This window comes from Phaeobacter sp. JH20_02, assembly GCF_048056915.1.
In the GTDB taxonomy this organism is placed as follows: domain Bacteria; phylum Pseudomonadota; class Alphaproteobacteria; order Rhodobacterales; family Rhodobacteraceae; genus Phaeobacter; species Phaeobacter bryozoorum.
Window position 1 is genome coordinate 1 of record NZ_JAYMVP010000019.1, and the last position, 4839, is coordinate 4839.

The following is a 4839-nucleotide window of genomic DNA, read 5'->3' on the forward strand; positions in this document are numbered from 1 at the left end:
GACCGTGACGGCGTTGAGCGTGGTCAGGTTCTGTGTAAGCCGGGTTCCGTGAAGCCGCACACCAAGTTCGAAGCTGAGGCCTATATCCTCACCAAGGAAGAAGGCGGTCGTCACACCCCGTTCTTCGCGAACTACCGTCCGCAGTTCTACTTCCGGACCACCGACGTGACCGGCACCGTGACCCTGCCCGAGGGTACCGAGATGGTTATGCCCGGCGACAACCTGAAGTTCGACGTTGAACTGATCGCACCGATCGCGATGGAGCAGGGCCTGCGCTTTGCGATCCGCGAAGGCGGCCGCACCGTCGGCGCCGGCGTTGTGTCGAAAATCACCGACTAAGGTCGAGTTTCCACCGGAAACTCTGGCCTGCGGTGACAGGTGGTTTTCGCTAGAAAATCACCGAGAGCCACTCAGGTGAGAAAATAGAAAGGCCGCTCCAACCGGGGCGGCCTTTTTCTATGTGGCGCGAGGCTCTTCGGGAGTCGGTAGCCCTGATGCTGCGCCTTGAATTGCGCCCGCATAGGTGGCTAAGAGGGTGTCAAAATCACGCCATAATAGTTTCACATTCCAAGCGTTTTCCTCCGCCAAGAAAGGGGAAAGCTTTTAGGGAGTCTTTGAATGGGACGTTTAATTTATTTGTTTCTGATCGCCCCTTGGTGGGTATACGCAGCTGCTGCCGCAGGTTTCTTGTATTTGAGTGAGCAAGTTTATCAGAACGAGTTGAAAGAACAGGCCGATGCCACAGCTGCGTTGGCCCAGCCGATTCCGGGCCGGGTGGATTTGTCTGCTTTTGACAGGCAGAGCGATGTCGGTCTGGCGGACGAGGTTCACATTGGTGCGTGGATCAATACGAATTTCAATTATCATCTTCGCAAGACCAAGAAAGGCAGCGTCCGCACAGAAGGGTATATGTATGTGCTGCAAGGCGCCGCTGACACTTCGAGCACTAAACAGGTCCGTGCCATTATTTTGATGTCGGAGCGTGAGAAAGCTGATTTCATCAGCCGAATCTCCGAGTTTCAGGTCCCTGGTAAGCTGGACGAGACTGGGCATTCGTACTTTGCGTTCAATGGTGTGAGCACCAATGCAGGATCTTTTTCAGACCTGGTTAACGATGCCTTCAAAGAACAGGGGCTGACGAAGGGCCCGGACTTCATAGTCGTCGAGCCTTTTTGGGAAGGCCGGGAAAAGGGATTGACCTATGCGGGCGATCCTCAAAGGTTGCGCGGGAAGTTGTGGAAGCTTTCCGGCATTCTGCTTGTACTGGCAGCGATCAAATTCGGATTGGCTCGCCGTAGCAAGCAGCGGCAGAGCGAACGGGACGCCGCCAGTGTCGAACGGGCAATCTTCGCCAGTTCTCCCATCGCCAGTGCTGGCGAGAAAGGTGCCCGGTTTGGCAGGCCGGACCCTGGAGTGTCTCAGCCGAAAACGCTGCGCCAGACTGCAGCAAGAGTGCAGAAAACGTTACCTGAGCGGTCCAGTCCTGAACTGCAGTCCGAGGAAGAAGGGGAGGCCCATGGATTGGCAAAAGCAGGGTTTATGCAGCGATTTACCCAGGCGTCCAGAAAATCCCAGATGATCCTCTTGGGGATGGTTTTTATTCTTCCGTTTTGCGTAATGAAACCCGCCTTTGGAGGGATGGTTCTGCCTGTCGCGTTTATGGTCTACATCTACTGGTCAATTGGCGCGAAGGCTGCGTCATCTGTACGGGAGGCGTTGGAGGAGGTTGGCCTTCTCAAACCCAGAATCTCCCGCTTAGCAAAGCAGGACCCTTTCAGCCGACTGGAAGCCCAAGCAAGGAATTTCCGATAGCGCAAGTCAGGGCGGTTGGCCTGACTGCCCTAACTATCTGGACAAGATGATAATCAAACTCCAAACCCGTCGCCCGCCCCAAACGCAAACGTATCGGTGCGGAACCCCTTGCCACACACGGCTATCAGGCGTATACGGCGCCATCCCGCACTGCGGGGCAAAGGCGGGGTGATTCCCGCCTTTTGGGTTCGATGAGGGTGCGCGGTGGTCGCTTGCCCTCCTCTCAACCCCAACGCCTGAAAAAAAGGCATGACTATGCAAAGCCAAAATATCCGTATCCGGCTGAAGGCATTCGACTTCCGCGTACTGGACGCCAGCACGCAGGAAATCGTGAACACTGCCAAGCGGACCGGCGCGCAGGTGCGCGGCCCGATCCCCCTGCCGAACAAGATTGAGAAATTCACCGTTCTGCGTGGCCCGCACGTTGACAAGAAATCTCGTGACCAGTTCGAGATCCGCACCCACAAGCGGCTCCTGGACATCGTTGATCCGACCCCCCAGACCGTGGACGCGCTGATGAAGCTCGACCTCGCCGCTGGTGTGGACGTCGAAATCAAGCTGCAATCCTAAGATCGGAGGGTAAACATATGCGCTCTGGTATTATCGCAAAGAAAGTCGGCATGACCCGGCTGTTCCTCGAAGACGGCAAGCAGGTTCCTGTGACCGTTCTTCAGCTGGACGGCCTGCAAGTGACCGCACAGCGCACCGAGGAAAAAGACGGCTACACCGCCGTTCAGCTCGGCGCAGGTTCGGCCAAGGTCAAGCGCGTCTCCAAAGCCATGCGCGGCCACTTCGCAGCAGCGAAGGTTGAGCCCAAGCGCAAGCTGGTTGAGTTCCGCGTGCCTGCGGACGCCCTGATCGAAGTGGGCGCGGAAATCTCCGCCGAGCACTTCCTGGAAGGTCAGAAGGTAGACGTGACCGGCACCTCCATCGGTAAAGGTTTTGCCGGTGCGATGAAGCGCTGGAACTTCGGTGGTCTGCGCGCCTCGCACGGTGTGTCGATCTCCCACCGTTCCCACGGTTCGACCGGTCAGTGTCAGGATCCCGGCAAGGTTTTCAAAGGCAAGAAAATGGCCGGCCACATGGGTGCTGCCCGCGTGACCACTCAGAACCTTGAAGTCGTCAAGACCGACGCCGATCGTGGCCTGATCATGATCAAAGGCGCCGTTCCCGGCTCCAAAGGTGGCTGGGTCACCGTCAAAGACGCCGTGAAAAAGAAAGCCCCCGAAGGTCTGCCTTTCCCGGCAGCTCTGAAGTCGGCTGCAGCGGAAGAAGTCTCCGCGGAAGGTGGTGAAGCATGAAACTTGATGTGATCAAACTGGACGGCGGCAAAGCCGGCGACATCGAGCTGGATGCAGAGCTGTTCGGCCTGGAGCCGCGCACCGACATCCTGCACCGTGTGGTGCGCTGGCAGCGTAACAACGCGCAGGCCGGTACCCACAAGGTCAAGACGCGGTCCGAGACCTCCTACTCGACCAAGAAGATCTATCGCCAGAAGGGCACCGGCGGCGCACGCCACGGTGACCGTAATGCGCCGATCTTCCGCAAGGGTGGTGTCTACAAGGGTCCGACCCCGCGTTCGCACGGCCACGAGCTGACCAAGAAATTCCGCAAGCTGGGTCTGCGCCACGCGCTGTCCGCCAAGGCAAAAGCGGGTGAACTGGTCGTTATCGAAAACGCCGATTCCGAAGGCAAGACCGCCGCTCTGGCCAAACAGGTCAAGGACCTGGGCTGGAAGCGCGCGCTGGTCATCGATGGTGCATCCGTGAACGAGGGCTTCGCCCGCGCCGCGCGCAACATCGAAGGTCTGGATATCCTGCCGACAATGGGCGCAAACGTCTATGACATCCTGAAGCGTGACACCCTGGTGCTCACCAAAGCAGGTGTCGAAGCACTGGAGGCTCGCCTGAAATGAGCGCGAAGGCAGAACACTACGACGTGATCCGCAAGCCGATCATCACCGAAAAAGCAACCATGGCATCCGAAACCGGTGCGGTGGTCTTCGAAGTGGCGATCGACTCCAACAAACCCCAGATCAAAGAAGCCGTTGAGGCGCTCTTTGGTGTGAAGGTCAAAGCGGTCAACACCACCATCACCAAGGGTAAGGTCAAGCGTTTCCGCGGCCAGCTGGGCAAGCGTAAAGACGTGAAAAAAGCCTACGTCACCCTGGAAGAAGGCAACACCATCGACGTGTCCACCGGACTCTGAGATCTGCCTTTTTACAAGATTGAGAGGCCCTCGCGGAAGCGGGGGCCTTTTTCGTTGGGGAATACTACGAAGGTCTGGGCCTGACCCAGGTTGGGCGTGATGCGCCCTCCCGTTTCGCCGAAGTCAAGTCCGTGCTGTGCCGGGGAGGGGCGGGCCACCGCGCCAGCGTCATGCCGAAGGCATGCCTCCGGCATGACCCGCCCCCATGGGGCGGCGCTTTGACTGGTGGTGTGCCTGTCGGTGAGCTTCTACGGATTTGGCGGGATAAACTGCCGAACGCGGGTGTTGAGAGCGCCACCCCGCGGGACGGCGCTGGCGGAGGGAAGTATAGTATCTGTTTGGCTTTGTGAGCTACTGTGAAGTTTCGGCGCAGTACGCGTCGAGTAGTTATTTTGAGGCGAAGATGATTTTTGAAACAGAAAATTGGAAGGCTGCCACGCCGAGCGACTTGGTGGGCTTTTTAGACCGCAAGAGCAAATCGGAAAGCTCAAAATTTGGAGCGCTACTGGCCTTTCGGAGCAAACTGTCTCCCTTGACAGTTTACAAGTACTTAGTGGCGAGATTTGGAGAGCCTAATGGGTTTATGACGCTTTCCAAAAGGAGCAATGATAGCGACAATCTAGTTCACTGGGATTTCCTCTTGTTGGCTGGCGAGCATCGTATTTGGATCCAGGGAGGAAGTCGCGATGTTCAGGTAGGGATTAGCGGGCGTAAAATGAGCCCCTTGGACTGGGTCAAGTTTGTTAATGCACTCAAGAGGGATTTCGGCAACCAAGGCAAGAAGATGAGTGCGATCGGTCATAGGCTGCAGAAATGGAA

The 4839-nt window shown here is 57.3% G+C and carries 6 protein-coding genes and 1 pseudogene; all 7 read left to right on the forward strand.

All coding sequences use genetic code 11. The features are described 5' to 3' along the window. Window positions 1-339, forward strand: a pseudogene (gene tuf, locus VWY34_RS05480) (elongation factor Tu); the annotation flags it as partial. Between the two features lie 279 nt (window positions 340-618). Continuing rightward, window positions 619-1812 carry a hypothetical protein gene (locus VWY34_RS05485; protein ID WP_416544592.1) on the forward strand — a complete coding sequence of 398 codons (1194 nt, stop codon included), beginning with the start codon at window positions 619-621 and terminating at the stop codon, window positions 1810-1812. 255 nt (window positions 1813-2067) lie between these two features. After that, on the forward strand, window positions 2068-2382 hold the full coding sequence (gene rpsJ / locus VWY34_RS05490) for a 30S ribosomal protein S10 (RefSeq protein ID WP_008563081.1): 315 nt from the start codon (window positions 2068-2070) through the stop codon (window positions 2380-2382). A gap of 17 nt (window positions 2383-2399) precedes the next feature. Next, on the forward strand, window positions 2400-3113 hold the full coding sequence (rplC, locus tag VWY34_RS05495) for a 50S ribosomal protein L3 (protein WP_102870588.1): 714 nt from the start codon (window positions 2400-2402) through the stop codon (window positions 3111-3113). After that, window positions 3110-3727 carry a 50S ribosomal protein L4 gene (gene rplD, locus VWY34_RS05500; protein ID WP_340546591.1) on the forward strand — a complete coding sequence of 206 codons (618 nt, stop codon included), beginning with the start codon at window positions 3110-3112 and terminating at the stop codon, window positions 3725-3727. The genes rplC and rplD overlap by 4 nt, the downstream gene beginning before the upstream one ends. Next, window positions 3724-4020 carry a 50S ribosomal protein L23 gene (locus VWY34_RS05505; RefSeq protein WP_102849743.1) on the forward strand — a complete coding sequence of 99 codons (297 nt, stop codon included), beginning with the start codon at window positions 3724-3726 and terminating at the stop codon, window positions 4018-4020. Before rplD ends, VWY34_RS05505 begins: the two co-directional genes overlap by 4 nt. 403 nt (window positions 4021-4423) lie before the next feature. Beyond that, window positions 4424-4839: hypothetical protein (locus VWY34_RS05510; RefSeq protein WP_416544593.1), on the forward strand; the 416-nt coding region annotated here is incomplete at its 3' end.

What these genes read in the sequence shown, in the direction of transcription:
- VWY34_RS05485 (WP_416544592.1), top strand. Translation starts at nt 619, where the DNA reads ATGGGACGTTTAATTTATTTGTTTCTGATCGCCCCTTGGTGGGTATAC.
- rpsJ (WP_008563081.1), top strand. Translation starts at nt 2,068, where the DNA reads ATGCAAAGCCAAAATATCCGTATCCGGCTGAAGGCATTCGACTTCCGC.
- rplC (WP_102870588.1), top strand. Translation starts at nt 2,400, where the DNA reads ATGCGCTCTGGTATTATCGCAAAGAAAGTCGGCATGACCCGGCTGTTC.
- rplD (WP_340546591.1), top strand. Translation starts at nt 3,110, where the DNA reads ATGAAACTTGATGTGATCAAACTGGACGGCGGCAAAGCCGGCGACATC.
- VWY34_RS05505 (WP_102849743.1), top strand. Translation starts at nt 3,724, where the DNA reads ATGAGCGCGAAGGCAGAACACTACGACGTGATCCGCAAGCCGATCATC.